The sequence below is a fragment of the Azonexus sp. IMCC34839 genome, from assembly GCF_047047955.1.
Lineage (GTDB): Bacteria > Pseudomonadota > Gammaproteobacteria > Burkholderiales > Rhodocyclaceae > Azonexus.
The window spans coordinates 1,796,705-1,821,314 of record NZ_CP150631.1 but is presented as its reverse complement, the minus strand read 5'-3'; the positions used below and the strand labels follow the sequence as shown (position 1 = coordinate 1,821,314).

Genomic DNA, 24,610 nt, shown 5'->3' with positions numbered 1-24,610 from the left:
GTATTTGCCTCTGCGGTAGGGCTTGGCTGGGAAGCCCAAGAATCATACGCCGCTGGAAACAGGCTTGCCACTTTTGGTTATCGCCTTCTGGGACCCGCTTCGCTACTTACCTGCAAATAACAAATATAAAAATACTTGAAAAATATAATAATTGTGATAAAAATATACGAAAGTGAAGGAGAAAGGTATGTCAGCAAACCTGCAAATCCTGGTCGATAGCGTCAACGAGGGCTTGATGATCGTCAGTCCCGATGGGCTGGTGCGCCTGGCGAACCGGGCCGCCACGGCGCTGTTTCCTGTCACCGTGGGCAGACGTTTGCCGGCCGAGGAGGTCATGGTGCAGGTGGCTGCGGCTGCGCGTGGCTATGTCCGCTTGCCCCTAGAGTTCGAAATCGACGCACCGGCCAGGAGTGGGGTGCGCGATCGCTTGCATCTGAAGTTGATCGAGTCGCCCTTGGGTGGGGGCTATTTGCTGATTATCCGTAACGTCAGCGAAAGCGCGCGCTACGAGACCATCGTTGCCAATTTCGCCAACCTGATTGCGGCCGAAGTTGAGGCGCCGATGAAGACTTTCTCGCACAAACTTGGGCAACTGCTGGTTGATCTTGTGCCGGATGCAGAAAAGCGCGAGGCCATGGGCGAAGAGGCGAAGGCAATCTTGCGCCAAGGAGAAGAAATCGCCGGGCAGATTAAACAGCTGGCAACCTATGCTCAGGTTTTCTCCAAAGCTCCCTTGATCTCCACCGAACGCATTCCGGTGATGGATCTGGTTTCCGCTTTGCTCGTTCGCGTTCGGCCATTGCTCGAGGCGCGCGACATCAAGTTCCACATGTCTGGATTATCCGAAGAGCTGCCTGTGATCTATGGCAGCCGTGACTGGCTGGTCGAGGCACTCTACGGCTATATCGAGCACATGGTGCTCAACTGCCGAGTCCACTCCGATCTCGAGTTGTTGGCGCGCCCTTACGGCAATTACGTCAGCCTGCAGATTCGCAACCACGGTCGCGGTCTGCCCAAGCATACCGATTCGAGGAGTTTCCTGCCCTTCGGCCATCTGGGGGGCGATAAGGGAAAGGATGGGAAGCCTGGCCTCGGGATCGGCCTGGCTCTGTGCAAACAGATCGTCGAATTGCTCCACGGCAGCATGCGCCTGATTGACGAGGATGGCGACATCACAGCCTTCGTCATGGAAATGCCGGCCGGCGCACCGCCCAGCGCTGTCAATGGAAATCTGGATGCCGAGCAGGCACGCCGCTATGCGGAGGACCTGACCCGGCTGATGCAACGTCAACGTAAGGTTCAATCGTAGGAAGAGGTAAGGCCATGAGCGAAAGAAAAGTGATCCTGGTCGTCGAAGACCAGGCAGATATCCGAACCCTGATCCGCATGACGCTGGAACTCGGCGATTCCGAAATTCACGAAGCCGATAATGGCGAGGCTGGCTGGCACATGATCAAGGCCTTGCGTCCCGACCTCGTGCTACTCGATGTCATGATGCCGGGCAGCCTGGACGGCTATCAGGTTTGCCAGAAGATCAAGCAGGAGCCAAGCCTGCGCCATACGCCGGTCATCCTGTTGACCGCGCGTGGTCAGCGTTCCGATTTCGAAATGGGGCGTGCAGCCGGTGCCGATGCCTACCTGACCAAGCCTTTCAGCCCGCTCGAACTGATCGATACGGTCGATAGCCATCTGGCCAAACGTCAAGCGAACGCCGCCTGATCATGAGTCGCTACTACGTCCTTGCTTCCTTGCTCTTCGTCTGGCTGACGCTGGGTGAGTCGCAGGCTGACACCTCTTCGGTACGTGTCGGGCTGGATCTGGAGATTGGCGACGTGAGCAGTACTTCGGACGAAGCGATACGCCTTGGTGCCGAGCAGGCGATCGAGGAGATCAATCGGGCCGGTGGCGTGCTCAATGGACGCCCCCTGGAATTGGTGATTCGCGACAACCGTTCGGTGCCGGCGCGTGGTGTAGCCAATCTGCGCGAATTTGCCGAGATGCCAGAGCTGGTCGCCGTGATGACCGGGAAGTTCAGTCCCGTCGCACTCGAGCAGGTGCGTGCGCTACCCGAAACGCGCGTCGTCTTGCTCGACCCGTGGGCAGCGGCCGATGGCATCATAAATAACGGGCAAAACCCGAATTGGGCGTTTCGCCTCTCCTTGTCGGACAGCATGGCGGTGGCCGCTGTATTGCGCCAGGTCAAGCGAGACGGTTTCCGTCGCCTCGGCGTGCTCTTGCCGAATATCGCCTGGGGACGGAGCAATCACGATGCGCTCAAGGCACTGGCGCCGAAATACGGCATTACCCTGAGCGGCGCCGAATGGTACAACTGGGGCGGCGATGCCTCGTTGATGCAGAACTATGTGGCCTTGCGCCAAGCAGGGGCGCAAGTCGTCTTCCTTGTCGCCAACGAGCGGGAGGGGGCCTTTTTCGTGCGCGAACTGGCCAAGTTGCCGGTGGTCCAGCGCCTGCCGGTCATCAGCCACTGGGGCATAACCGGCGGCGATTTCCCAAAAATGTGTGGCGATGCGCTGAACAAGGTCGATTTGCGTGTCGTCCAGACCTACGCTTTCAGCCAGGCCCGCAACGAACGAGCCAAACGTCTGGCGGAGGCCGCCCGGCATCGCTTTTCGGTCGAGCAGCCGGACAGCATCCCTTCGCCGGTGGGCGTGGCCCACGCCTACGATTTGATCCATCTGCTTGGCCGAGCGATCAACCTGGCCGGCAGCACCGAACGCATGGCCATCCGTGCCGCGCTGGAAAACCTTCCCGCGCACGATGGCGTGGTCAAACGCTATCCCCAGCCGTTCACGGCGAAGCGGCATGAGGCCTTGAGCGAATCCGACCTGTTTTTTGCGCGCTATGGCGCCGATGGTCGTCTGAGCCCCAGCGGCAAACCTTGAGAGGTGTTTCATGCGGGCAGCGAAACAATCGATGACAAGTGTTCTGGGGCGCTTTCGCGCTTGGTACGAGGGAAGTCTGATCAACCGGGTCGCCCTCAAGGCGCAGTTGCTGATGAGCGGCATCTTGTTATGCATTGCCCTGATCATCTGGCCGCTGGTGTTCTCGCTTGTCCAGGAAGCGGTCAGCGAGCGACTGGGGGCGACAGCCACCTTGAGCGCTCAGCGCCTGCAATCTGAGATCGATCGCATACTGCAGGACACGGAGGGGCTGTCACGTCGTTCCCTGGTGGCCAACGCGCTGGCCGACTCGATCAGCGGCAATGCCTATCTGCGTCCCTTCCTGGTTGAGTTCCGTCAGGCGTTTCCCGACATGGAGGCCGTCTCGCTGGTTGATGGATTAGGCCAGGTCGTCGCCTCGTCCGATCCTCGGCCCAAGTTGCATTCAGCAACCTTGCGCCGCGCCATGGAGCACGACAGGGCTGTCTTCGAACTCGAAGTCGAGGCCGGCAAGGCTGTGTTGCATCTGGCTTACCCCGTCCCCTATCTGGCGACGGGCAGGACCGAGGGCGTGATTGTTTCCGATGTGAACCTGTCTGCGCTGGCCAAGCGATATGTCGATGTGCCTAGCTTAAGTGACAATCTGCCGCGCGCGCTCAATCTAAGCGATGCTGCCGGTCGCTCGATCTACCGTAGCGGAGGCTTCCTCGATGGCGAGGTGTTGCCGGTCGAGCGATCCGTCGCCGGTCGTCTGGCCGATTACGGCCTGCCTTTGGTGCTCACGGTCACTGCGGCGAAGAGTGCGGCCTACGAGCCCATGGTGCGAATCACCTTGGCGATCGTCTTGATCGCCCTGTTTGCGATGGCGGTCGTGATGGTCATGACCCGCAAGATCTCCCATACGATCATCGCTCCCTTGGGCGAGATGAGTCACCGGGCAATGGAAATCGCCGGAGCCGGACCTTCCGAATTGCGCGAGTTGCCGGTTAGCCGAACCGATGAGATCGGCTGGATGGGGACCGCCTTCAACGAAATGGTGTTTTCTCTGCGCAATGTCTACGCATCGCAAGAGAATGAAGTTCGGCGCCGGACAGAGGAGCTGGCCGAAGCTCGAGAGCGTCTGGCCGGCGTGCTGGCCAATATGGACGACGTCGTCTATTCCACCTCGCCGGACTTTCAGGTGCTCGAGTACATCAGTCCGGCGGCTACCAAGGTCTTCGGTTGTCCAATCGAACGTTTCGTTACCGATCGTGGGCTGCTTTATATGCTGATCCTGCAAGAGGACCGCAGGGTGCTCGTGCAGGCGCGCAGCAGCCTGGCCATGGCCAAGAATGCCGAGGTGCGTTATCGCATCCGTCGGGCCGATGGGGCGGTGCGCTGGGTACTCGATCGATTCCATCTGGTTCTCGACGATTCAGGCTTCCCTTTGCGCGTCAGCGGCATCCTCCGCGATGTGACGGCGATGGTCGAGGCCGAGGCATCCTTGCGTCTGCGCGAGCGAGCGCTGGCTTCCAGTTCCTGTGGCGTGGTGATCAGCGACATGCGCCAGCCTGGTCAGCCGATCCTCTACGTTAACCAGGCATTCGAAAACATCACCGGCTACAGTGCGGCCGAAGTCATGGGGCGCAACTGTTCCTTGTTGCAAGGGGAGGAGCACGAGGCTCAGGATGCTGTCGTTGAAATCCGCCAGGCCATCGCGACCGGTCGGAGTTGCAAGGTCGTGTTGCGCAACTACCGCAAGAACGGCGAGGCGTTCTGGAATGAGTTGCAGTTGTCGCCGCTGACTGATGAACAGGGTAGGGTGACCCACTACATAGGTATCCAGAATGACATCAGCCCGAACATCGCGGCGACCACGGCACTGGTCGAAAGCGAACAGCGCCTGGCCTTGACCATCGATGCTCTGCACGAGGGCGTATGGGATTGGAACGTAGCGCAGGATCGGCTGTTTACGAGTCCTTCGTGGTTTTCCATCCTCGGGCTCGATCCGGCGGTAGCAACAGGAGACTCCGGGCTGGCCAAGTTCATGCGTTTCCTGCCAGAGGATTGGCAGGAGCGCTTCAGGGAAGAACTTGATGCGCACATGCAAGGCCGGGACAACGAGTTTTTCCTCGAGCATCAGATGCTGCATGCCAATGGCCAGCGTATCTGGGTGGCCAACCACGCTCGAGTGGTCGAGCGAACCTTGGATGGACGTCCGTTGCGCATGGTCGGGACGATCGTCGATATATCGCAGCGTATCGACTCCTCCCAAAAAATCATCGGACTGATGCGTCAACTCGACGCAATCTTCACCTTGAGCCCGGACGGCTTCGCCTATTTCGACGTGGACGGTCGCCTATCCTTCGTCAATCCGGCGTTCGAACGCATGACCGGCGTCCAGTCGGGCATGGTCTCAGGCATGTCGCTGATCGAGTTCAGTCGCTGCCTGCAAGGTCGGGCCGACCCCTTGCTGGCTTTCCCGGCAAATGCCGGCGATGGCCTGCCTTTCGATCAGGAGGGGCAGCTGCTTTACTTATTGCAGCCGACACGACGTGTTCTGTTGGTCAGCCGACGCGCCAGCGGCGATGGTGGGGCTTCCGTCGTCTATCTGCGCGACGTCACGCGCGAGACTGAAGTCGATCGGATGAAGAGCGAGTTCCTGACCACGGCGGCCCACGAGTTGCGTACTCCGATGGCAAGCATCATGGGCTTTGCCGAACTGCTGATGATGCGCGAGTTCGGTCCGGAGCGGACGCGCGATATGCTAAGCACGATATATCGTCAAGCCAGGCGGCTGACCGACCTGATCAACGAATTGCTCGATCTGGCCCGGATTGAGGCCCGTCAGGGCAAGGATTTCAAGCTGGAGTGCCGGGCCGTGGTGCCGGTTGTGCAGGACGCGGTTGCCGCCTTGCACATCGACGGTGACCGTTCGCGCATGCGCTTGCATTTGCCCGAGGTTTCGCCGGAATTGAACATCGACCCGGCGAAACTGCAGCAGGCTGTGATCAACCTGCTGTCGAATGCCTACAAATACTCGCCAAACGGTGGAACGATCGATATCTCGGTTGTTAGCCGAGAGGGAGGCGGAAAGTCTGAGGTGGGGATCGTTGTCCGCGATCACGGTATCGGCATGACGCCGGAACAGACTGAACGCGTGTTCGAACGTTTCTTCCGGGCCGATCCCTCGGGAAATATCCCAGGGACCGGTCTTGGCATGTCCTTGGTCAAGGAGATCATGGACGCACACGGCGGGCGTGTCGAAGTGGGGAGTGTTTACGGTGATGGCACGACCGTTACCTTGTGGCTGCCCGTGCATACCGAACTCCAGGCCAATGAAGAGGTTGTCGAAACCAATAACGCTGCTGGGCATGGGGAGCTGACCCTCTGGCTACCGACGACAGAGCTTGAGAGCAGTCAGCAAATTCATTGATGGAGGAAAAAATGATCGAACAGGGCTTGAGCAGTCGGATGCAATGCGCTGGCGAGCTCGTTGAGCAGGAGGTTACGCTGGACGACTCGAGCTTGGTTGAGCTACCGGAAATCCCTTCGGTGCCTGATGTTCTCGAGCGTTTGCGCCAACTGGAGGCGGAGCGCAAGGCTGCGTTCAATCAAATGCACCGAATGGTTGCCGATTTGGGGAGCCTGATGAATTCGAAAGAGCGCCATCACGTTATGGATGGCGAAGGCAGGCTCGAGGGGCTATATCGTCTGGCCAGGGTCGCTGAGTTTCGAGCCGGTGGAACGGATGCCAAAATTCTGCGGATAGGGGTGATGGGGGCGATGCTCGCCAGCCAGTTGGGATACGACGAAGCTTACTGTGATGAACTGCAGTGGGCGCTGCCCATCATGGATCTGGGGGAAATCGCATTGCCGGATCGTTTGTGGGAAACGCCAGGCTGGACTGGCGAGCAGAGAAGCGCCATGCAGGCACATAGTGAGCTCGGTTATGAAATGCTCTCGGGCAGCAGTGTTCAGGAAATGCGTCTGGCTGCCGAAATTGCCCTGAATCATCACGAGCGCTTCGATGGTTTGGGTTACCCCCGGCGCTTGGCTGGAACGGCAATACCCATGGCCGGCAGAATCGCTGCAGTGGTCGATTGTTTTGACGCTTGTTCCTGTCCGCGTCCGTATCGTGGCGCGATGTCGCTACAGGTGGCCATGCAGGTTTTGCTGGATCAGCGTGGCAAGGCTTTCGACCCGATCGTGGTCGACACTTTCAGGAAGATCGAGAAGCAACTATTTGTGGTGCGCTGGCTATTGGATGACGAAAACTGCCATCCTGAACTGGAGATTTATCTCGGAAGGGCGCCAGAAGCCGGCTTCTGGCGCCGTTTCATCTGATTGCTCGGCCTACTCAGACCGGACGCTGACGAGCGGAGAGACGACCGAGAATGAATCCCTTCAGCTCGTGGAACGGAATGGGCTTGCCGAAAACGGTAATGTCGGAGGGCAAACCGCGTTCGGCGATTTCCTGGCGGTCGATGGCGCTGACCACGATGATGTCCATGCGGGCGAGGTCCGGATTCTGGCGCAACTGACGAATCATCTCGAAGCCATCCATGCCCGGCATCATCAGGTCGGCGATCATGATGTTCGGCACGCGCTGGCCGACTTGCAGCAGGCCGTCGAAGCCGTTACCGACGATGCGCAGCTTGAGCGGCAACTGCCAGCTCTCCATGGTCATCCGATAGAGCGTCTGCAGGGTGGGGTCATCCTCGGCGATCAGGATGTCGAGCGGAACGTTGCCATCTTGCGTGCTCGGCATCATGGCACGGCGACGGGCAAGCAGCGCGTCTACGGAGCTGACCGGGATACGGCGGTGGCCGCCCGCGGTCTTCCAGGCTTCGAGTGCGCCGCTTTCTACCATGTTTTGGACGGTGCCAAGCGAAACGCCCAAACGCAAAGCCGCTTGTCGGGTGCTGAGGTATTCGGTGTCTGCCATAGTCGTTGTCAAATTTGGAAATTGCAAATTCTCTAAATTCTATCCCTAAACGGGAATGAATTGCGATAGTGGACGCGAAAAAAAACCCCGATGTCTTAACAAAAACATCGGGGCTGCTTTGTGACATCCGCCACGGCGGATGAAAAAATCAGAGTTTTTTGGCGTTCTTGGCCAGGTAGGCGGCGACGCCTTCGGTCGAGGCGACCATGCCCGGCTTGCCCTTGTTCCAGCCGGCTGGGCAGACTTCGCCGTGTTCTTCGAAGAATTGCAGGGCGTCGACCATGCGCAGCATTTCGTCGATGTTGCGGCCCAGCGGCAGCATGTTGACGACCTGGTGCATGACCACACCGTTCTTGTCGATCAGGAAGGAACCGCGCAGCGCGACGCCGGCGGCTTCGAGTTCGACGTCGTAAGCGCGGCAGATTTCGTGCTTGACGTCAGCAACCAGCGGGTAGCCGACCTGGCCGATGCCGCCTTCCTTGACCGGGGTGTTTTTCCAGGCCAGGTGGGTGAATTGGGAGTCGATCGAGACACCGACGACCTCGACGCCGCGTTGCTTGAATTCTTCCAGGCGATGGTCGAAGGCGATCAGTTCGGACGGGCAGACGAAGGTGAAGTCGAGCGGATAGAAGAAGAGGACAACCGGCTTGCCCTTGAACTGGGAGAGCTTCAGTTCCTTGATTTCATTGTTGCCATAGACGGCGGTGGCGGTGAAATCCGGGGCTTGCTTGCCGACGAGAACGGCCATGGTGAACTCCTTGTAATGGATGGGTTGGGGAAACAATCAATGTAGCGGTGAGGCACGGTGCTGTCAAACAGCGCAGCGTCATTGGCAAAGGGCTAAGAATGGCTTGCCTACGAGGCCTTGCGCGCTGGCATAATCATGCGATCAATAACGAACCGGCATTAAGCCGGCGGAGGGGTTGGGGGTGCTCAAGCTACTCGTCTTCATGCCGGTACTGGGGGCCGGTGTGGTGGCGTTGCTGCCCGGTGGGCGGCCCTTGTGGCTATGGCGGACGGCCTTGGGCTTTGCCCTGGTCGCGTTGGGTCATGCTCTGTGGCTGACGGCGCATTTCGATCCGGCCGGGCCGGCCGTGCAACTGTTCGAAAGCCAGCCGTGGAACGCCCGCCTTGGCTCGCATTTTGCGCTCGGCATCGACGGTATCTCGCTGGCCATGGTTTTGCTGGCCGCCTTGCTCAGCTTGGTCGCCGTCCTCGTGTCGCGCCGCATGGTCGACGGGGCCAAGCTCTATTTCGTTCTTGTCCTGTTGCTCGAGTCGGCCATGTTTGGCGTGTTCACGGCACGCGACTGGTCGCTGTTCTACGTGTTCTGGGAAGCGACGCTGATTCCGTTGTTCTTCCTGATCGACCGCCTCGGTGGCCATAACCGCCAGCGGGCGGCGCTCAATTTCTTCCTGTATACCCTGGGCGGTTCGGTCTTCATGCTGGTGGCACTGCTCTTCCTGTACGACGCGGCGCCCGGCCACAGCTTTGCGATGAGCGACATGGCGGCCGGCGGGCGCGAGTTGCCGCTGAACATGCAGTTGCTGATCTTCGCCGGTTTTTTCATCGGCTTCGGCGTCAAGATGCCCGTTTTTCCGCTGCACGGCTGGCTGCCGCTGGCCCACGTCGAGGCGCCGAGCCCGGTCTCCATCCTGCTTTCCGGCATCCTGCTGAAGATGGGGGCCTATGGCCTGATCCGTGTCGTCGATACCCTGCCGGCTGCGCTGCTCGCGGTGCAACCGGCGCTGGCCGTGCTGGCGCTGGTCAGCCTGCTCTACGGCGCGGTGCTGGCCTGGCGCCAGCAGGATTTGAAGGCGATGGTCGCCTATTCGTCGATTTCGCACATGGGCCTGGTGCTGCTCGGTATCGCAACCTTGAACGTCGTCGGCCTGACCGGGGCCGTCGTGCAGATGGTGGCGCACGGCCTGAGCGCCGGCATCCTCTTCCTGGTGGTCGGTCTGCTTTACCAAAGGACGCACAGCCGTGATCTTGCCGATTACGGCTCGCTGCTCGGCGTGGCGCCGCGTTTTGCCTTTTTCGTCGCTTTCGGCCTGCTGGCGGCCATTGGGCTGCCCGGTTCGGCTGGCTTCATCGCCGAGTTGCATGTACTGGTCGGCGCTTGGGTGGTTTGGCAGGGCTGGGTGGTGCTGCTTGGTCTTGCCATGCTGATCGGCGCTGCCTATGGCCTGCGCGTCATCGGTCGCCTGTGCCAGAAGGGCGAAACGATGGTGCTGGCCGACATGACGCGGACCGAGACCGTGACGGCCGGGCTGCTGGCGGCAGCCATCCTGGCGCTCGGCGTGTGGCCGGCACCTTTGCTCGAACTGGTCGCCGGCAGCGTCGGCCAACTCGGTCGTTTGTTCGGGGGCTGAGGTGGACGAACGCGAACTGTCCCTGCGCGAACGCCTGGCCCACTGGGTCGAGCATCTGACCCATGTTTTGCCGGCGCAGGCGCCGATTCGCGATTTCGTCCATCACAATACCCTGCATGGCTTTCAGCATTTGCCGTTTGCCGACGCGCTGGCTGCTGCCCACGCTTTGACCGGGGCCGGCACCTACTGGCCGGAGCAGCGTTTTCGCGATTGTCTGGCACGGGGGCGAGTGAGCCGGGACGATCTGGCGGCCGCCCTCGCAGATTTCGGCCTTGCTGGTCTGGATGAGCCGGTGGCCGGCCTGGCGCGGCGCGACATCTTACTGGCCAGCCTGATCGTCGGCAACGAGCGGCCGGATGCCAGCCGACTCGCCTGGCTTCACGCCGAGGGTGGCTTGGCCGACGACCCGGTTTTTGCCCATTTTGCCCGGTGCACCGCAGCAGTCTCCGCCGGCAGCGAAAACGACTGGCGTTCGGCGGCCAGCCAACGCTGGGCGGCGCTTTGTGCCAAGGTCGGGCAGGCATGGACCTGGCGCAGCCTGCTGGAACACCTGAGTGGCGAGGATGTACTGGAAAAGGTGCGCTCCATCCTGCAGCGCCACCTCGCCGCCCACCTCGATCTCGGCCTGGCCGCCTGGCGCAATCCGCGCCGCAGCGCCGGCTTTTACGCTGCCTGGAAGGCGAGTGCCGGGCTGGATGTGCAGTGGGAACTCGACGAACTGCCGAATGTGCGCGACGAAATCCTGCATCTGCCGGGCGACCCGCTCGCCGTGCTCGCCGAGGAATTGCCGCGTCTGGTGCCGGAGACGTTGTGGCACGGCTATCTCGAACGCCTGGCGCTGGAGTTGCCGGGGTGGTCAGGCATGTTCCTGTGGCGTGAGCGCAATCCGGGGCGCGGCGATGGCACACCGGTGGCCATGGCCGACTACCTCGCGGTGCGCGTGCTGCTCGAAAGGTTGCTCTGCGACGATCTGGCGCGCCGCTTGACTGGCGCGCCCATGGACCTGAGCGAACTGCAGGCGCATTACGGCGAGCACCTGGCCGAATTCTTCGTGCGCGATGCCTGGCGGCAAGGTGGGCTGGCGGAGGCCGAAGCGCATCGCGCCGCCGGGCTGATCCACGGCGGCGAGAAAGCGGGTTTGGCTGTGTGGACGTCCTTGGCCGAGGGTATCGCCGGGCAGGCCACGGAGAGCGCGGCCCTGGCCGATGCCTGGCGTCTAGCGGCCTTGAGCCGCGAGTTGCCCTGGGGCGAGGCGGATACCGTGCGTCTTGAGCCGGCCACGGCAGTGCAGTTGCTGGCTTGCGCAGACAGCCTGAGTCCGTTGCAGCGCGGCCAGATCTGGCTGGAAGCCTACGAGCGCCATTACCGCGAGCAGATATTCTCGGCGCTGGTCGCCAATCGACGCCTGGCGTCACCGTCCTCGCCGTCGGCTCAGGTGGTAATGTGCATGGACGATCGCGAGGAGGGCACGCGCCGGCATCTGGAGGAAATCGCGCCGAGCGTGCACACCTACGGCGCGGCCGGTTTCTTCGGCGTGCCCATGTACTGGCAGGGCATCGACGATGCGAAGCGCACGGCGCTGTGCCCGGTGGTCGTGCAGCCGCGCCATCTGCTGCGCGAACGCGAGCTTGCCGGCGAGGAGAAGGCACGGGTCCGCCACGCCATCCGTCGCGAGCGCCGCCTGCGCTGGCGCGAGGCGCTGTATCAGAAGACGCGGCGCACGCTGTTCGGTGGTACCGCCTTCAGCATGCTTGCCGGCCTGCCGGCGCTGGGCGCCCTGGCGGCGGTCAGCCTCAATCCGGCCGTTTTCGGTGAAAGCTTGCAGCGCTGGCGCGAACGGCACGATGGTCGGGTCGATAGCGAAGTGGCGCTGACCGCGCTGGAGGCCAGCGAGGCCACACCGGAGTCGCCGCAACTCGGTTTCACCGATGCCGAGCAGATCGACCGCGTCGAGGGCTTCTTGCGCACCATCGGCCTGACGGCCGGTTTTGCGCCCTTGGTCCTGATGTTCGGTCACGGGTCGAGCAGCCGCAACAATCCCCATCTCTCGGCCTACGATTGCGGCGCTTGTTCCGGCCGGCACGGCGGGCCGAACGCGCGCGTCTTCGCAGCCATGGCCAATCGCGCCGAAGTGCGGGCCGGGCTGGCGGTACGCGGCATTGTCGTTCCCGAGAGCACCTGGTTCGTCGCCGCCGAGCACAACACTTGCGACGACGGCGTCGAGTGGTACGACCTCGATACCGTGCCGGACCGCTTCCAGGCCGCTTTGGACACGCTGGTCGGGCAAATCGCCGAAGCCTGCCGGGCGCATGCCGCCGAGCGCTGTCGCCGGTTGGCCTCGGCGCCGCCGCGGCTGTCGCCCTGGCAAGGGCGCCGCCATGTAACCGGCCGGGCGCACGATATTTCGCAGGCGCGGCCGGAACTCGGCCATGCCACCAATGCCGCCGCCTTCATCGGCCGGCGCTCGATGAGCCGAGGGCTTTTCCTCGACCGGCGCGTTTTCCTGATTTCCTACGATCCGACCGACGATATCGACGGCCAGATTGTCGAAAGCATCCTGCTGGCGGCCGGCCCGGTCGGCGCCGGCATCAGCCTCGAATATTATTTTTCGACGGTGGATAACGAGCGCTTCGGTTGCGGCTCCAAGATCACCCATAACCTGACCGGGCTGTTCGGCGTCATGGAAGGGGCGGATTCCGACCTGCGCACCGGCCTGCCGCTGCAGATGGTCGAAATTCACGAGCCGATGCGCCTGCTCGTCGTCGTCGAGCAGGAACCCGAGCTGCTGGATGTCATCGTGCAGCGCCAGCCGGCCTTGCGCGAACTGATCGACAACGGCTGGATCGTTTTTGCTTCTCAGAGCCCGTGCACCGCAGCAGTGCAGCTTTATCGTCCCGGCCGCGGTTGGCAGCCCTGGGCCGGTGACACGGTGCTGCCGCAGGTGGCGCGTTCGGTCGACTGGTTCGCCGGCGAGAGCGAGGCACTGCCGCCGGCACAATTGTTGGGAGGTGTCGCATGACTGCCCTGTTGGCCCGCCTGCCGGACTGGGTCTGGCTGGTGCCCGTCTTGCCGCTGCTGGCGGTGATCGCCAACGCCGCCCGTGTGCTGCTTGGCCGGGCTCAAGGCGATGCCGCCGAGCCGCTGACCGTGCGTCTGACCACGCTGGCCACCTTCGCCAGTTTCGTGCTCTTGCTCGCCATCGACGCCGTCGCGCTGTGGCGTGGCTGGCCGGGGCATCGCGTCGCCGCCGTCTGGTTCGGCACGGCCGAGTGGCAGGCAAGCTTCTCCTTCCTGCTCGATGCCGTGTCGCTGCCCGTTGCCACGGTGACGGCGCTGATCGGCTGGCTGGTGGCGCGTTTTTCGGCCAACTACCTGCATCGCGAGGCGGGCTTCCATCGCTTCTACATCGTGCTCGGCTTCTTCATCGCCGGTATCGAACTGGTGCTGCTGGCCGGCAACGGGCTGCTCTGCTTTGTCGGTTGGGAAATGTGCGGCGTCGCCTCCTTCCTGCTCATCGGCTATGCCTGGCAACGTCCGGTGGCGACCGGTAACGCCTTGTACGCCTTCGTCACCAACCGGGTCGGCGATGCCGGGCTACTGTTCTCGTTGGGCCTCAGCGTGGCCTGGGTCGGCAGTTTCGAATGGCCGGTGCTGGCCGGCGGGGCACACCTGTCGATGGTCGAGGCGCGCATCCTGGCGCTGGGTTTCGTCGCCGCCGCCCTGGTCAAGTCGGCGCAGGCGCCGTTCACCCCGTGGATCACGCGGGCACTCGAAGGTCCGACGCCATCCTCGGCCATTTTCTACGGTGCGGTGCTGATCCATGCCGGCGTTTACCTGATGCTGCGTCTCTACCCTTTGCTCAGCCAGGTGCCCGACATCATGGCCGGGCTGGTCGTCGTCGGCGTGCTGACCGCGCTTTACGCTTGGCTGTGCGGCCTGGTCCAGACCGACGTGAAGTCGGCGCTGATTCACGGCACGGTGACGCAGGTGGCTCTGATGTTCGTCGAGATCGGCCTGGGCTGGACCACGCTGGCGACCATCCACCTCTGCCTGCACGCCGGCTGGCGGGCCTGGCAGTTCCTGCTGGCACCGTCCTGGCTGATGCTGACGCGCGACCGTCCGGAGCCGCCGCCGGCCTGGCTGGTCAATAACCAATGGTTGTATACGGCGGCCCTGCAGCGTTTCTGGCTCGACCGCCTGGCAGTGATCTTGTTCGTCCAGCCGACCGAAGCCATTGCCCGCGACGTGCGCAGCTTCGAGCAGCATTTTGTCGATCCGCTGATCGGGCGGCCGGGCGAAGGGCAGGCGGTCGATGTGCATCGACCGCTGGTTCAAGCCGACGGTTTGCCCGGGCGCGCCTTGGCGCAGTTTGCCGACCTGCTGCAGCGCCTGGAAAACCGACTGCTGCTGCGCGGTCGTGGCGGCAGTGCCGAGCGCCTGATGCGGCGAGCCGGCAGTTATCTGCATACGCTGGAAAACCTGCTGGAACAGCCGCGTTACCTGATGATGGCGGTGATGGCAACATTCGTGGTGATTCTGTAATGGGTGGCTTGAGCGAAATCTTCTGGCAAACGCAGACGGGACTGCCGCTGCTGGCCATGCTGCAATTGTGGCCGCTGTTGGGCGCGGCCGTGGTTTTTGCCCTGCGCGAGCGGTCCACCGCAGTTGTCGTCGGCAAGATCGTCTCCGGCGGCGAATTGCTGCTGGCCATCTGGACGGTAACCCGCCTCGACCCGACCCTGGCCGCACTGCAATTGGCCGAGCGACTCTCGCCGCTGGCGTATCACGTGGCGGTCGATGGTCTGAGCATGGTTTTCGTGCTGGTCGCCGCCTTGCTCACCTTCCTGATGACGCTGTACGGCATGAGCCGCGGCATGATCTCGCCGGGCCGCCTGTTTTCGGTGTTGTTGATCGCCGAAGCCGGCTTGGTCGGCATGCTGGTCACGGTCAATATCGCCTGGTTCGCGTTCTATTCCGGGCTGGAGTTGTGGGCGGTGATCTACCTGCTGCGGCGCTGGGCGACCTCGCGCGCGGAAGTGCAGGCGCTGTCGCGCTTCGTCCAGTATCAGGGCTTCGGCTGGGCCTTGTTCGCGGCCGGCTGCGTCGTGCTCGGCTGGGGCCATGCCGATGCCACCGGCGGACGCTGGAGTTTCGACCTGTTCGACCTGGCCGGGGCGCTGCCGGTCGGCAAGTTCCAGACGGCGGCTTTCTACCTGTTGTTTTACGGCCTGGCCGTGCGCACGCCGCTTTTTCCGCTGCACGGCTGGTTGCCCAACATGGCGCAGCACGGCTTGATTGCCGTCGGGCCGGCGCTGATGGTGGGCGTCAAAGTCGGCATCTACGGCATGTTGCGCTTTGTGCTGCCGCTGACACCGGCGGCGGTGCAGACCTGGCAGCCCTACGTCGTCGGCTTCGCCATGGCCGGCGTCTTCTTTACCGCCGCGCTGGCTTTCCAGCAGACCAATCTGCGTCGGCTGCTCGCCTTCGCTGTGGTCAGCCACACCAGCCTGCTTGTCATCGGGCTGTTCAGCCTGCACGAGGCGGGCATTCAGGGAACGGTGCTGCTGGCCGCCAATTTCGGCTTGGCCGTGACCGGCATGTGGTTCATCGTCGGTTTCGTCTTCCGCCGGACCGGTACCACCGAGCTGGGGGAACTGTCCGGCCTGTTCGAGCGCATCCCTTTCCTGGCCATCGCCTTCCTCGTTTTCGGCCTGGCCATCGTCGGCATGCCGGGTACGCCGGGTTTCGACGCGGCTCACCTGATTCTCGAAGCGGCCATCGATCAGTTCGGCGCACTGTCCACGGTAGCGACCGCGCTCGGCAACGTCGCTGCGGCCGGTTTCCTGCTCTGGGCATTCCAGAAAGCTTTCCTGTCGCAGGCCAAGGAGGGAGGGCACGATGTCGATCGCACCCAGATCATGGAATATCTGGTCTGCGGTATTGCCCTGGCGGCCATGCTGGCTATCGGAATCTTTACCGAACCCTGGCTGCATCTGACCGAAGTGGCCAGCCGGGCCGCAGCCGCGAGGTTTGCGCCATGAGCGACATGCCCTGGCTCAGCTTGATCGTTTTCCTGCCCTTGGCGCTGGCGGCCTGTCTTTGGCTGCTGCCGGAAAGGTTCTGCCGGCAGCTCGCGGCGATCGGCATGCTCAGCGAACTGCTGCTGACGACCACGGTGCTCGTCGCCTACAACCCGGGCGGGGCGCGCTTTCAGTTGCTCGAACGGACGCCGTGGATCGCCAGCCTGAACGCGCACTACCTGCTGGCGGTGGACGGGCTGTCGGTGCTGTTTTTGCCGGCGACGGCGCTGCTCTTCCTCGGCACGCTGGTGGCCAGCTGGAACGCCATCTCAGATAGCCGACGTCTCCATCTGGCGCTGTTGCTCGCCCTCGAGTCGGCCATCATGGGGATCTTCTGCGCCCTCGATACGGCGTTGTTCTTCGTCTTCTGGGAGCTGACCCTGGTGCCGATCTACTTCCTGCTGGCACGGTGGGGAGCGACGGCCGATGCGCCGCGTGTCGCCGCGCGCTATTGCCTGCTGATGCTGGCGGGCGGGGTGCCGCTGCTCATTGCCTTCGCCTTGCTCGCGGCCGGCATGCCGGAGCCGACTTTCGACCTGACCGTCTTGCTCGCCGTGCCGTTGCCGCGCGACACCCAATTGGCGGTTTTCCTGCTGTGTCTGCTCGGCTTCGGGATCAAGGTGCCCTTGGTGCCGGTGCATACCTGGCTGCCGCAATTTGCCCTGGCCGCACCGGGTTCGCTGACCGCGCTGCTGGTCGGCTTGAAGCTGGGGGCCTATGGCCTGATCCGTTTTGCCATTCCGCTGGCGCCGGAGGTGGCGGCCGATTTGCACTGGCTGCTGGCGGGCCTGGGGACCGTGAGCCTGCTCTACGGCGCGGCAGCCATGCTGGCCCAGAGCAACCTGCGGGTCGGCATGGCCTACGCCAGCATTTGCCACGTCGGCTTGGCGCTGCTCGGACTGGCTTCGCTGACCGCGCAAGGCGTACAGGGCGCGGTGTCGCTGCTGCTCAGCTTCTCGGTGGCAACGGGCGGGGCGATGATTTTGCTCGAATTCCTGCGCCAGCGTACCGGTTCGACCGATCTGCAGGCGCTGGGCGGTGCGGCGAAGAGCATGCCGTTGCTGGCGACCGGCTTCCTGGTCTGCGGCCTAGCCGGGGTCGGCATGCCGGGGACCAGCAGCTTCCCCGGTGAATTCCTGCTCATCCTGTCGGCGCTCGAACAGCATACCGGCGCCGGAATGGCGGCCTTGTTCGCCTTGTCCATCGCCGCGGGCGCTTTCCTGCATCTGTACCGCAAGGCTTTTTTCGGGCCGGTACAACGGCAGGCAGTGGCCGATGCCGAGGATCTGCGCCCGCGCGAATGGGCGGTGTTGATTGCGTTGATCGCCATGATTGTCGCCATTGGCGTCTATCCCGAGCCGTGGTTCGATCTGGTGCGGCCGGCCGCCGAGGCCTGGGCGGCGGCGCTTGCCCGTTGAGTCGGCCTCAGTATTCCTCGTCGCCGCCCATTAGATTGGGCAGCAAGAGGTAGGCCCGTTGCAGGGCGTGGCTGAGATCGGGGCAGACATTGGCTTCGCCCAGATGCTCGATGAAGCCGGAGCGTTCCAGGAGCGATCCGGGCTGCGAGTTTAGGCCGCAGACGAGCAGCGTGCAGCCGCGCTTGGCCAGCTTGTCGCGCAGGTTTTCCAGGCCTTCGAGGCCTGTGGTGTCGAGCTGGATCAGGCGCGTCATGTCGAGGATGACGACTTCCGGGTGGCCAGCCGCCGGATCGAGCAATTCCTCGAGCTTGTTCACCGCGCCGAAGAACAGCGAGCCGAACAACTGCCAGGCGGTGACGCGCATCGTGCCGTCCGGGTAGAGGAAGCGCGGTTCGCTCGCCTCTTCGCGCAGCGGGCGGCGTTCGATGCGGGTCAGCTCCGACATGCGGTAGATGAAGAACAGGCTGGCCAGCACCATGCCGAGTTCCACTGCGATCGTCAGGTCGAACAGCACGGTGACGAAGAAGGTACTGAGCAGGATGATCCGGTAGTTCCAGCTGAAGCGCTTCAGTTCGCGGAATTCGTGCCATTCGCCCATGTTGATGGCGACGACCATGACAATGGCGGATAGCGTTGCCAGCGGCACATAGGAAGCGAGCGGGGCAGCGACCAGCACGATGGCGAGCAGCACGCCGGCGTGGATGATGCCGGCAAACGGCGTGCGTCCGCCGGTGCGGACGTTGGTGGTGGTGCGGGCAATGGCGCCGGTCGCAGCAAAGCCGCCGAACAGCGGGGCGGCAATGTTGGAGAGCCCTTGAGCGATCAGTTCCTGGTTGGGATCGTGGCGGTCGTCGATTTGTGCATCGGCGACGCGCGCTGACAGCAGCGATTCGATGGCGCCGAGCAGGGCGATGGTGATAGCTGGCGAGATCAGCTTGCCGAAATCGTGGATCGATAGCTCGGGCAGGCCGAAGGCCGGCAGTTCCTGGGGAATGCCGTGGAAGCGGCTACCGATGGTTTCGACCGGCAATTCGAGCAGCCAGGCGGCTAGGGTGCCGACGATCAACACGGCGAGCGGGCCGGGCGCACGACGCATCACGGCGACGTATTGCGCCAGCCGATTGTAGGAGAGCAGGAAAACGAAGCAGGCCGTGGCCAGCGCCAGGGTCGGCAGATCGACGGTATGGGCGTAGGCGGCCAGCGTTTTAATGCGATGGAAGAACTCGGCCGGCAGGTTGTCGATTTTCAGGCCGAAGAAATCCTTGATCTGGGCGAGGAAGATGACCACTGCGATACCGTTGGTAAAGCCGATGACGACGGTGACCGGAATGAAGCGGATCAATTGCCCCATGCGGGCGATGCCCATGGCCAGGAGCATGACCCCCGCCAGAATGGTGGCGCCCATCAGGTTGGCGAAGCCGTGGGCGGCGACGATGCCATAGACGATGGGGATGAAGGCCCCGGTCGGTCCGCCGATCTGCACGCGCGAACCGCCCAGTGCCGAAGTGAGCAGGCCGGCGACAATGGCTGTCCAGATGCCGGCCGTGGGTGAGCAACCGGAGGCGATGGCGAAGGCCATGGCCAAAGGCAGGGCGAGGACGCCGACGGTGATGCCAGCCGCCAGATCCTTGCCGAATTGGGCGCGGTTGTAGCCAGGAAGGCAATCGAGAAGCTTCGGGCGAAAAGCGATTTTCATGGCACGCGCTTGGCAAGGTAAGCGGTGCATTATATGAGCACATGATTAATCGTCAATGTTAATCATATGTTAATATGATTCGCTCAATATAATTATGAATAACGTTCGGAGAACCTATGGAAAATCGCACTGCACGCCTGACGCTGCTGATCGATCCACGCAAGAAAAAACTGTTCGAGGGAATCTGCTCTGAACACGATCTGACGCCGTCGCAGGTCGTCCGTCGGATGATCCGTCAGTACATCATCGACAACGCCGGTAGCCGCGAACTGCCGGATTGGCTGAAAGCGGTTCCGAAGGGCGAATGATCGGGCGGTTAGTTGTCCTTATCCGCTGACGGACGGCCGCTCTCCCCTCGGTTCGCCAGATAAGTATCGTATTTCGCTTGTAACTCAGGCGCTTGCTTGGCGATTTCGCCGAGGATGCGGGCGGCCGCCCAGAACATCACCGCGGTGCCGCCGGCGGCGCAGGCGACCGCTTCTGCGGTGGACGTCGGGAAATTGGCAAAAATCGCGCCTTTGCCCTGGGCGAACCAACTGGCCCCGATGCCGACACAGGACAAGCCGAACACATCGGCCAGGGCGAATGCCGCAATACGCAGCGTGAGGCGGGGGCGAGGTGGTCGCTGAGAAAGCATTTGGGTTGGCAGCTATGGATAAGTGATTCAGGTTGGTAAAGGCTAAAGTCGATATTCAATTCGATTGAAAAAAATGTCTGTCAAGCCTTGACTTGTGCACAGTGTTTTGTCTAGCCAAAGCAATGTGCTGAAGAAAACCATGTTGCTTTTGTTAGATTGTGTCTTGTGCTAAAAAGTCTAATAAAATCAGTTGGTTACAAACTCGCCCAACTTGCGGGCAGTGTAAGGAAAACCCTTGTGCGACGGTGACTTAGCATCGCCGCCCAGCTTTCATTCACAGAGTTATCCACAATTTCTGTGGATAGTTTCAAAAGACTGCTGGCCCGGCTAATCTTGGTCGCTAAAGTTAAAGTAAAACTTTAGCTTCGCCCCGTTTTTTGCTGCGTAGCAACATGGAAAATGGCTCGCCATGCAAGCCATTTTCCCATAGTGAATTTATTTGACACGCATGCCCGGCTGAGCGCCGCTGTCCGGCGAGAGCAGGAAGATACCTGGCGTCTTGCCTTCGGTGTCGGAGGCGGCCAGAACCATGCCTTCGGAGAGACCGAACTTCATCTTGCGCGGGGCCAGGTTGGCGACCATGACCGTCAGCCGGCCGACCAGTTGGGCCGGGTCGTAAGCTGCCTTGATGCCGGCGAAGACATTGCGCGTTTCGTTATTGCCGATATCGAGCGTCAGGCGGACCAGCTTGTCGGCACCTTCGACATGCTCGGCATTGGCGATGCGTGCGATGCGCAGATCGACCTTCATGAAATCGTCGATGCTGCAGAACGGCTCCCACGGGCTTTCCGCCTTCACTTCGTTCTGCTGGTGCTGGGCGTGACGCTGCTGTGAGGTTGCTTCGGCGGCGGGCGCGAGCGATTCCTTGTTGGCCTCGACCAGCTTTTCGATCTGCTTCGGATCGACACGGGTCATCAGGTGCTCGTAGGCGTTGATGGCATGACCGCCGGCCAGCAGGGCCTGCAGGTCGTTCCAGGCCAGTGGCGCAATATTGAGGAAATGTTCGACCTTCTCGGCGACCTTCGGCAGGATGGGCTTGAGCAGCACGGTGAGCAGGCGGAAGAGGTTGAGGGCGTTGCTGCACGCAGCGTGCAGTTCGACGTCCTTGCCTTCCTGCTTGGCCAGCTCCCAAGGTTTGACGCTGTCGACGTACTGGTTGGCGGCATCGGTCAGGGCCATGATTTCGCGGATGGCTTTGCCGAATTCGCGGGCTTCGTAGAGCTCGGCGACACGTGCGCCGGCCTCCTGAATGGCGCGGATGGCCGGCAGGTCGGCAGTAGCCGGAGCGAGCTGACCATTGAAGCGTTTGGCGATGAAGCCGGCCGAGCGGCTGGCGATATTGACGTACTTGCCGACCAGGTCTGAATTGACGCGGGCCGTGAAGTCTTCGAGGTTGAGATCGATGTCTTCCATGGTCGCCGACAGCTTGGCGGCGTAGTAGTAGCGCAGCCACTCGGGGTTCAGTCCGGTGTCCAGATAGCTCTGGGCGGTGATGAAGGTGCCGCGCGACTTGGACATTTTGGCGCCGTCGACCGTCAGGAACCCGTGCGCGAAGATCTTGGTCGGAGTACGGAAACCGGCGTGCTGCAATTCGGCCGGCCAGAACAGCGCGTGGAAATAGAGGATGTCCTTGCCGATGAAATGGTAGAGCTCCGTCTTGCTGTCGGGCTTGAAGTATTCGTCGAAATCTAGACCACGCTTGGCGCACAAGTTCTTGAAGGAGCCCATATAACCGATCGGGGCATCGAGCCAGACATAGAAGTACTTGCCCGGTGCGTCGGGAATCTCGAAACCGAAGTAGGGGGCGTCACGGGAGATGTCCCAGTCGGTCAGCTTGTTGTCGCCGGGGGCGCCCAGCCATTCCTGCATCTTGTTGGCCGCTTCGGCCTGCAGGACGCCGTTGTCCTTGTTGGTGTACTGGCGTAGAAAGGCTTCGCAACGCGGGTCGGAAAGCTTGAAGAAATAGTGTTCCGAGTTGCGCAGTTCCGGCTTGGCGCCGGAGATGGCCGAGTACGGGTTTTTCAGGTCGGTCGGGGCGTAGGCAGCACCGCAGGACTCGCAATTGTCGCCATACTGATCCTTGGCGCCACACTTGGGGCACTCGCCCTTGATAAAGCGATCGGGCAGGAAGAGTTGTTTGACCGGGTCGTAGTACTGCTCGATGGTGCGCACCTCGATCAGCCCGGCCTCGCGCAGACGACCGTAGATGGTGTTGGCGCACTCGCGCGTTTCCTCGGAGTGGGTGCTGTAATAATTGTCGAAGCCGACCAGGAAACCGGAGAAGTCGCGGAAATGCTCGCCGTGTACGCGTTCGATCAACTGTTCCGGCGTGATGCCTTCCTTTTCGGCGCGCAACATGATCGGCGTGCCGTGGGTGTCGTCAGCGCAGACGTACCAGCATTCGTTGCCGGACATTTTCTGGTAACGGACCCAGATATCGGTCTGGATGTACTCGACCAGGTGACCGAGGTGGATGGCGCCGTTGGCGTAGGGCAGGGCGGAGGTAACGAGGATCTTGCGCGACATGGCGTGCCTGAGGAGAAAGCAATAACGCAATTTTACCGCGCCACCGGGGTAATTCTTCTTGGTCTTGATAAAAACGCTTTGGTTGTTTGTTGCTTCAAATAGAAGATTGTGTTGACTTGGTAAAAATATCCCCTTGAGTTATTGCATGCCTGTGGAGAAGGCGGCAGAATTTTCCACAATTAGAGGGGGTTGTATGAATTTTGCCATTGTTGAAGACAATCGGGTTCAGGCCGAGGTCCTGAAGGCCTTGCTGAAAAGCGAGGGGCATGTCGTCGAGATTTTCGCAGAAGGTCAGGCATGTTTGGACGCCTTGAAGGAGCGCACTTTCGATTTCTTCGTCATAGATTGGTCTCTGCCGGATATTGGCGGTGACGAGGTATTGAAGCAGGTCCGTGCCGTCTGTGGCTGGGAAGTGCCCGTTGTGTTCTGCACCGCACGTACCGAAGAAGAGTCGGCGGCTGATATCCTGCGCCTCGGTGCCGATGACTACATCCCCAAGCCCGTACGCTACATGGAGTTCATGGCACGAATCCAGGCCTTGTTGCGGCGTCGTCAGGCAACGCGGCCGACCCTGCTACGCTTCGGCAATATCGAGGCCGATCTCGAAGGGCGTCGTATCCGGGTAAGTGGTGTCGAAGTGGATCTGACCCAGCGCGAATACGATCTGGCCATCGTGTTCCTTCGCAATGTCGGCAAAGTGTTGCCGCGAGAAGAGTTGTTGTCCAAAGTCTGGGATCGTGACACCGACGTCGATTCGCGTACGGTGGATACGCATGCCAGCCGTTTGCGCAAGAAACTCGGCTTGGGCGGTGAAAACGGCCTGATGCTTTCATCGGTTTACGGGCAGGGATACCGTCTCGATACCGTGCGCGCGGGCTAGCCGCCAGACCGCTTTGCGGTATACTGGACAAAAATTGTCGGGTATTCCCGTCGTCCAGTATCCACGGAGATTCCATGAGTCTGTCAGAACAGCAAGTCAAGGCCGCGCTCACCGCTGCGGTGGACCCCAATACCGGCAAGGATTTCGTCAGCGGCAAGGCGGTCAAGAACATCAAGATTGACGGCGACGATGTCGCTTTCGATGTCGAGTTGGGTTATCCGGCGAAAAGCCAGATCGATGCGATCCGTAAGCAGGTGATCGCGGCGGTGAAGGCCGTGCCGGGCGTCGGCAATATTTCGGCCAACGTTTACAGCAAGATCGTTGCGCATTCCGTACAGCTTGGCGTCAAGCTCTTACCTGGCGTCAAGAACATCATCGCTGTCGCGTCCGGCAAGGGCGGCGTCGGCAAATCGACGACGGCGGTCAATCTGGCGCTGGCCCTGGCTCAGGAAGGTGCCAAGGTCGGTATTCTCGATGCCGATATCTATGGGCCGTCGCAGCCACAGATGCTCGGCTTGGCTGGCCAGCAGCCCGAGTCCAAGGATGGCCAGAGCATGGAGCCGTTGGAGGCCTATGGCGTCAAGGCGATGTCCATCGGTTTCATGGTCGATGTCGAAACGCCGATGGTGTGGCGCGGCCCGATGGTGGCCCAGGCGCTCGACCAGATGCTCGGCCAGACCAATTGGGGCGATGTCGATTACCTGATTGTGGACATGCCGCCGGGTACCGGCGATATCCAGTTGTCGATGGCGCAGAAGGTGCCGGTGACCGGTGCGGTCATCGTCACGACGCCGCAGGACATCGCGCTGATCGACGCGCGCAAGGGCCTGAAGATGTTCGAGAAGGTGAACATCCCTATTCTCGGCATCGTGGAGAACATGAGTATCCATATCTGCTCCAAGTGTGGCCACGAAGAGCACATCTTCGGCGAGGGCGGTGGAACGCAGATGTGTGAGGATTACGGCGTCGAATTCCTGGGTAGCCTGCCGCTGGAAATGGCCATTCGCATGATGGCCGACGGTGGCAAACCGACCGTGGTCGGCGAGCCGGAATCGCGCACGGCCGAGATTTACCGCGCTATCGCACGCCGCATTGCGGTCAAGATTGCCGAGAAGGCGAAGGACATGTCGTCGAAGTTCCCCAACATCGTCGTACAACACACCTAATTTTT

The 24,610-nt window shown here is 61.7% G+C and carries 18 protein-coding genes; 13 read left to right on the top strand and 5 right to left on the bottom strand.

The features are described 5' to 3' along the window. Window positions 1–187: 187 nt before the first annotated feature. From WIF35_RS08935 to WIF35_RS08915, 5 genes are read left to right on the top strand one after another with little or no spacing between them, the layout of a single operon-like run. On the top strand, window positions 188–1,309 hold the full coding sequence (locus WIF35_RS08935; protein ID WP_412477877.1) for an ATP-binding protein: 1,122 nt from the start codon (window positions 188–190) through the stop codon (window positions 1,307–1,309). Window positions 1,310–1,323: 14 nt separating this feature from the next. Further along, window positions 1,324–1,719, top strand: a complete 396-nt coding sequence (locus tag WIF35_RS08930) for a response regulator transcription factor (RefSeq protein WP_412477876.1) — start codon at window positions 1,324–1,326, stop codon at window positions 1,717–1,719. A gap of 2 nt (window positions 1,720–1,721) precedes the next feature. Next, a complete protein-coding gene (locus WIF35_RS08925) occupies window positions 1,722–2,903 on the top strand; it encodes an ABC transporter substrate-binding protein (RefSeq protein WP_412477875.1) in 1,182 nt (393 codons plus the stop codon). A 31-nt stretch (window positions 2,904–2,934) separates the two neighbouring features. Beyond that, window positions 2,935–6,315: a PAS domain S-box protein gene (locus tag WIF35_RS08920; RefSeq protein ID WP_412477874.1), complete on the top strand. Its 3,381-nt coding sequence runs from the start codon at window positions 2,935–2,937 to the stop codon at window positions 6,313–6,315. Window positions 6,316–6,326: 11 nt separating this feature from the next. After that, window positions 6,327–7,226, top strand: a complete 900-nt coding sequence (locus WIF35_RS08915; protein ID WP_412477873.1) for an HD-GYP domain-containing protein — start codon at window positions 6,327–6,329, stop codon at window positions 7,224–7,226. Window positions 7,227–7,239: 13 nt separating this feature from the next. On the opposite strand, the gene WIF35_RS08910 is transcribed toward WIF35_RS08915, so the two are convergent. Beyond that, window positions 7,240–7,827, bottom strand: coding sequence for a response regulator (locus tag WIF35_RS08910; protein WP_412477872.1), 588 nt, complete (start codon window positions 7,825–7,827; stop codon window positions 7,240–7,242). A 148-nt stretch (window positions 7,828–7,975) separates the two neighbouring features. Beyond that, entirely contained in the window at window positions 7,976–8,575 is a 600-nt protein-coding gene (locus tag WIF35_RS08905) for a peroxiredoxin (protein ID WP_412481204.1), read from the bottom strand. Window positions 8,576–8,756: 181 nt separating this feature from the next. Between WIF35_RS08905 and WIF35_RS08900 the strand changes: the two genes are divergently transcribed. From WIF35_RS08900 to WIF35_RS08880, 5 genes are read left to right on the top strand one after another with little or no spacing between them, the layout of a single operon-like run. After that, window positions 8,757–10,202, top strand: a complete 1,446-nt coding sequence (locus WIF35_RS08900; RefSeq protein WP_412481203.1) for a complex I subunit 4 family protein — start codon at window positions 8,757–8,759, stop codon at window positions 10,200–10,202. A gap of 1 nt (window position 10,203) precedes the next feature. After that, window positions 10,204–13,221: a DUF2309 domain-containing protein gene (locus tag WIF35_RS08895; protein ID WP_412481202.1), complete on the top strand. Its 3,018-nt coding sequence runs from the start codon at window positions 10,204–10,206 to the stop codon at window positions 13,219–13,221. Continuing rightward, a complete protein-coding gene (locus WIF35_RS08890) occupies window positions 13,218–14,744 on the top strand; it encodes a proton-conducting transporter membrane subunit (protein ID WP_412481201.1) in 1,527 nt (508 codons plus the stop codon). Before WIF35_RS08895 ends, WIF35_RS08890 begins: the two co-directional genes overlap by 4 nt. Next, entirely contained in the window at window positions 14,744–16,243 is a 1,500-nt protein-coding gene (locus WIF35_RS08885) for a complex I subunit 4 family protein (protein ID WP_412481200.1), read from the top strand. The genes WIF35_RS08890 and WIF35_RS08885 overlap by 1 nt, the downstream gene beginning before the upstream one ends. Further along, window positions 16,240–17,700 carry a complex I subunit 4 family protein gene (locus WIF35_RS08880; protein WP_412481199.1) on the top strand — a complete coding sequence of 487 codons (1,461 nt, stop codon included), beginning with the start codon at window positions 16,240–16,242 and terminating at the stop codon, window positions 17,698–17,700. The genes WIF35_RS08885 and WIF35_RS08880 overlap by 4 nt, the downstream gene beginning before the upstream one ends. Window positions 17,701–17,707: 7 nt before the next feature. Here WIF35_RS08880 and WIF35_RS08875 read toward each other — a convergent pair whose 3' ends face one another. Beyond that, entirely contained in the window at window positions 17,708–19,396 is a 1,689-nt protein-coding gene (locus tag WIF35_RS08875) for a SulP family inorganic anion transporter (protein WP_412481198.1), read from the bottom strand. Window positions 19,397–19,512: 116 nt separating this feature from the next. Between WIF35_RS08875 and WIF35_RS08870 the strand changes: the two genes are divergently transcribed. Further along, on the top strand, window positions 19,513–19,704 hold the full coding sequence (locus WIF35_RS08870) for a CopG family transcriptional regulator (protein WP_412481197.1): 192 nt from the start codon (window positions 19,513–19,515) through the stop codon (window positions 19,702–19,704). 8 nt (window positions 19,705–19,712) lie between these two features. Here WIF35_RS08870 and WIF35_RS08865 read toward each other — a convergent pair whose 3' ends face one another. Both WIF35_RS08865 and metG read right to left on the bottom strand, forming a co-directional pair. After that, complete coding sequence (locus tag WIF35_RS08865) at window positions 19,713–20,033, bottom strand: hypothetical protein (protein ID WP_412481196.1); 321 nt, start codon at window positions 20,031–20,033, stop codon at window positions 19,713–19,715. Between the two features lie 435 nt (window positions 20,034–20,468). Next, the gene (gene metG, locus WIF35_RS08860; protein WP_412481195.1) at window positions 20,469–22,559 is read right to left on the bottom strand and encodes a methionine--tRNA ligase; all 2,091 of its coding nucleotides are present in this window, start codon (window positions 22,557–22,559) and stop codon (window positions 20,469–20,471) included. Between the two features lie 193 nt (window positions 22,560–22,752). Between metG and WIF35_RS08855 the strand changes: the two genes are divergently transcribed. Both WIF35_RS08855 and apbC read left to right on the top strand, forming a co-directional pair. Further along, entirely contained in the window at window positions 22,753–23,439 is a 687-nt protein-coding gene (locus WIF35_RS08855) for a response regulator transcription factor (RefSeq protein ID WP_412481194.1), read from the top strand. 74 nt (window positions 23,440–23,513) lie between these two features. After that, the gene (gene apbC, locus WIF35_RS08850) at window positions 23,514–24,605 is read left to right on the top strand and encodes an iron-sulfur cluster carrier protein ApbC (RefSeq protein WP_412481193.1); all 1,092 of its coding nucleotides are present in this window, start codon (window positions 23,514–23,516) and stop codon (window positions 24,603–24,605) included. The last annotated feature ends 5 nt before the right edge of the window (window positions 24,606–24,610 follow it).